The sequence below is a fragment of the Kitasatospora sp. NPDC001539 genome (genome assembly GCF_040298565.1).
In the GTDB taxonomy this organism is placed as follows: domain Bacteria; phylum Actinomycetota; class Actinomycetes; order Streptomycetales; family Streptomycetaceae; genus Kitasatospora.
Window position 1 is genome coordinate 1 of sequence record NZ_JBEPAK010000396.1, and the last position, 3,995, is coordinate 3,995.

The window sequence follows — 3,995 nt, forward strand, 5'->3', positions numbered from 1 at the left end:
TGAGCGGGATCTGCAGCAGCACGATCAGCAGCCCGTTCAGGCTGATGACCAGGCCGTACTGGGAGGAGGTGATGCCCTGCTCGCCCATGTCCACCTCCTCGGACGCGCCCGACGGCGGCGGCACCTTCACCACGGACAACCTCACCGGCTCGCTCCAGGGCGCCTACTGGACGGCCCTGTGGGGCAGCGTCAAGCTCTCCCTGCTGACCGCGCTGATCGCCACCGTCGTCGGCCTGCCGCTGGCCCAGGCGGTGGCGACCTCCCGCTTCCGGCTCTTCCGCGAGGCCGTGATGTCCGCCTCCGGCGTGCTCGCCAACTTCGGCGGCGTGCCGCTGGCGTTCATGTTCGTGGCCACCCTCGGCAACTCCGGCGAGGTCACCAAGAAGCTCGGCCTCACCAAGCACGGCTGGAACCTCTACACCTTCTCCGGCCTGTCGGTGGTCTACCTGTACTTCCTGGTCCCGCTGATGGTCATCACCATCACCCCGGCCCTGGAGGGCCTCAGGGTCCAGTGGCGCGAGGCCGCGTACAACAACGGCGCCACCGCGCCGCAGTACTGGCGGCACGTGGCGCTGCCCGTGCTGCTGCCCTCGCTGCTCGGCGGCTTCGTGCTGCTGTTCGGCGCCTCCTTCGCCGCCTACGCCACCGCCGAGGCCATGGTGGGCAGTTCGGTGCCGCTGATCTCGATGCAGATCGGCGACGCGCTGTCCGGCAACGTCCTGGTCGGCCAGGGCAACCTCGCCCTCGCCCTCGGCCTCGACATGATCGTGGTCGCCTGCCTGGTGATGGCCCTGTACCTGCCCCTTCAGCGCCGGAGTGCCAAGTGGCTCGCCTGATCGATCGCATCCGTTTCGGCCGCGGCCTGATCCTGCTGGTCTGCGGGATCTACTTCGCGGTGCCGATGGCCGCCTCGCTGTGGTTCAGCGTCGACGACAACAAGGGCGGCACCACCTTCCGCGCCTACACCGAGCTGCTGAACGCCCCCGGCTTCACCGACAGCCTGGTCCTCAGCCTGGAACTGGCCGCCGTCACCGTCGCGGTGCTGCTGCTCCTGCTCGTCCCGGCGGTGCTCGCCGCCCGGCTCGGCGCGCCGAAGCTGCGCCCGGTGATCGAGATCATGTGCTCGATGCCGCTGGTCGTCCCGGTCGTCGCGCTCACCACCGGCATCATCGGCGTGCTGCGCTGGGGCCCGGACTACCTCCAGGACACCCCGCTGTTCCAGACCATCGTGGCGATCCAGGACCCGGACTTCCCGATCGTCCTGGTCATCGCCTACGTGCTGATGGCACTGCCGTTCGCCTACCGGGCGATCGACGCCGGCCTGCGCGGCGTCGACGTGGCCACCCTGGTCGAGGCCGCCCGCAACTGCGGGGCCGGCTGGCTGCGCGCCGTGTTCACCGTCGTCCTGCCCAACCTGCGCAGCTCGCTGCTGAACGCCGCCGTCCTCACCGTCGCCCTGGTGCTCGGCGAGTTCACCACCGCCTCCATCCTCGGCTTCGCGCCCTTCTCGGTGTGGATCAACTCCAACGGCAAGAGCGACGGCCAGATGTCCGTCGCGGTCTCGATGCTCAGCCTGCTGATCGTCTGGGTCGTCCTGCTGCTGATGTCCGCCGTCGGCCGGGGCCGCAAGGCCGCCCGGTCCTGACCGCCCCGGCCCGGCGACCCCGGGCCCCGGTCCCACCCCCTTTGCCTTCCAGGAGTCACCAGCCATGACCACGGCCACCGCCCCCGTCACCGGCGTCGCGCTCGCCCCGGGCAGCGCCACCGTCGAGTTCCGCTCGCTGCGCCGCTCCTTCGGCGCCACCACCGCCCTCGACGGCCTCGACCTGACCGTCCACCCCGGCGAACTCGTCGCCCTGCTCGGCCCGTCCGGCTGCGGCAAGACCACCGCGCTGCGCATCCTGGCCGGCTTCGAGCAGCACGACTCGGGCGAGGTGCTCGTCGACGGCCAGGACATCACCTCGATCCCCGCGCACAAGCGCGACGCGGGCATGGTGTTCCAGTCGTACAGCCTCTTCCCGCACCTGACCGCGCTCGACAACATCGCCTTCGGGCTGCGGATGCGCGGCACCGGCAAGGCCGAACGCCGCAAGCGCGCCGAGGAGCTGCTCGAGCTCGTCGGCCTGCCGCACCGCGCCGGCCACTACCCGCACCAGATGTCCGGCGGCCAGCAGCAGCGCATCGCGCTGGCCCGCGCGCTCGCCCTCCAGCCGCGCGTGCTGCTGCTGGACGAGCCGCTGTCCGCCCTGGACGCCAAGGTCCGCCTCCAGCTGCGCGAGGAGATCCGGCGCCTCCAGCAGGAGCTGGGCATCACCACCCTGTTCGTCACCCACGACCAGGAGGAGGCGCTGTCGATGGCCGACCGGGTCGCCGTGCTGCGGGCCGGGCGGCTGGAGCAGTGCGCCACCCCGGCCGAGCTGTACGGCCGGCCGGCCACCGCCTTCGTCGCCGAGTTCGTCGGCACCATGAGCCGCATCCCGTGCACCCGCACCGCGGACGGCGTCGAGGTGCTCGGCCGCCGGCACGCCGTGGACGGCACCGTCCCCGCCGACGGCGACCTCCAGGTGCTGGTCCGCCCGGAGAACGTCACCCTCGCGCCGTCCGAGGACGGCCCGGCGCTGGTGATCACCGCCTCCTTCCTCGGCGCCGTCACCCGGCTCACCGTCCGCCTGGACGACGGCACCGAGGTCAAGGCCGACCTGCCCACCGAGGCCGCCGCCGCCCTGCCGGCCGGCTCCCGCGCCGACCTCACCCTGCCGGACCGCCCGGTCCTGGTGGACCGCCGCACCGCCTGAGGGCGGGCTGCCGGAGAATCCATCGCGGGGGCCCGTGCACCGAGGGCCGCGCCCTGCCACGTCCCGCCCCCGCGCCGTCCGAGGAACCACCGAAGGTACCGCCATGCCTGAATCCGTGTCCGCACTCCCCTCCGCCGTCCTCTTCGACATGGACGGCACCCTGGTCGACACCGAGCAACTCTGGTGGCAGGCCGCCGCCGAGCTCGCCGAGGAGCTGGACCACCCGCTCACCGACCGGGACGCCCCCGAGGTCCTCGGCCAGGCCGTCGAGCACACCGCCGCCCATCTGCACCGGGTCAGCGGCACCACCTGCACCGAGGCCGAACTCGCCGCCCGGCTGGGCGAGTCCTTCGCCGGCAAGGTCGCCGCCGAGACGGTGCCGCGCCCCGGCGCGCTCGCTCTGCTGGCCTCGCTGCGCGAGGCGCGGGTGCCCACCGCCCTGGTCTCCGCCTCCCCGCGCCGGGTGGTCGACCTCGTGCTCTCGGCGATCGGCCGCGACTGGTTCGAGGTCACCCTCGCCGCCGAGGACACCCCGCGCACCAAGCCCGCACCCGACCCGTACCTGGCCGCCGCCGACCGGCTCGGCCTGGACCCCGCCGCCTGCGTCGCCGTCGAGGACACCCCGACCGGCGTCGCCTCCGCCACCGCGGCCGGCTGCGCCGTCCTCGCCGTGCCGTCCACCGCCGTCCCGATGCCCGACGGCGAGCGGATCACCCTGCTCACCAGCCTGGAACAGGCCGATCTCGCGCTGCTCGGGAAGCTCTGCGCCGCGCCGGCGGTTTGACAGCGACATGTCCTACGTCCTGCTCGCCCTCGCCATCATCAGCGAGGTGTGCGCCACCAGCTGCCTCAAGCTCACCGAGGGGTTCACCCGCCTCTGGCCCAGCGTCGGGGTCGGCATCGGCTACGCGCTCTCCTTCTTCCTGCTGGGCCGCGCCCTCAAGCACATCCCGGTCTCGGTCGCCTACGCGGTCTGGTCGGGCGCCGGGACGGCGGCGGTCGCCGGCATCGGCGTGGTCGCCTTCGGTGAGTCGCTGGGCCGGCTCCAGTGGCTCGGGCTCGCCCTGGTGATCGTCGGCGTGGTCGTCCTCAACCTCAAGGGAACCCACTGACGATTCGTCAGTTCATGCACCGGCAGGCCGGAGTGGGAGGTGGTGGAGAACCACAGGAAAACACCGCCCGGGGGGAGGCCCGGTGGGC

At 72.6% G+C, this 3,995-nt stretch carries 5 protein-coding genes; all 5 read left to right on the plus strand.

Annotated elements, in window-relative coordinates; genetic code table 11:
* The first annotated feature begins 86 nt into the window (after positions 1 to 86).
* Positions 87 to 836, plus strand: coding sequence for an ABC transporter permease (locus ABT247_RS32320; RefSeq protein WP_350749920.1), 750 nt, complete (start codon positions 87 to 89; stop codon positions 834 to 836).
* A complete protein-coding gene (locus ABT247_RS32325; RefSeq protein WP_392897751.1) occupies positions 836 to 1,645 on the plus strand; it encodes an ABC transporter permease in 810 nt (269 codons plus the stop codon). Before ABT247_RS32320 ends, ABT247_RS32325 begins: the two co-directional genes overlap by 1 nt.
* Positions 1,646 to 1,709: 64 nt before the next feature.
* Positions 1,710 to 2,795, plus strand: coding sequence for an ABC transporter ATP-binding protein (locus ABT247_RS32330; RefSeq protein ID WP_350749922.1), 1,086 nt, complete (start codon positions 1,710 to 1,712; stop codon positions 2,793 to 2,795).
* 103 nt (positions 2,796 to 2,898) lie between these two features.
* Positions 2,899 to 3,579: an HAD family hydrolase gene (locus ABT247_RS32335; RefSeq protein ID WP_350749925.1), complete on the plus strand. Its 681-nt coding sequence runs from the start codon at positions 2,899 to 2,901 to the stop codon at positions 3,577 to 3,579.
* 7 nt (positions 3,580 to 3,586) lie between these two features.
* On the plus strand, positions 3,587 to 3,907 hold the full coding sequence (locus ABT247_RS32340; RefSeq protein ID WP_350749928.1) for a DMT family transporter: 321 nt from the start codon (positions 3,587 to 3,589) through the stop codon (positions 3,905 to 3,907).
* Positions 3,908 to 3,995: the final 88 nt, after the last annotated feature.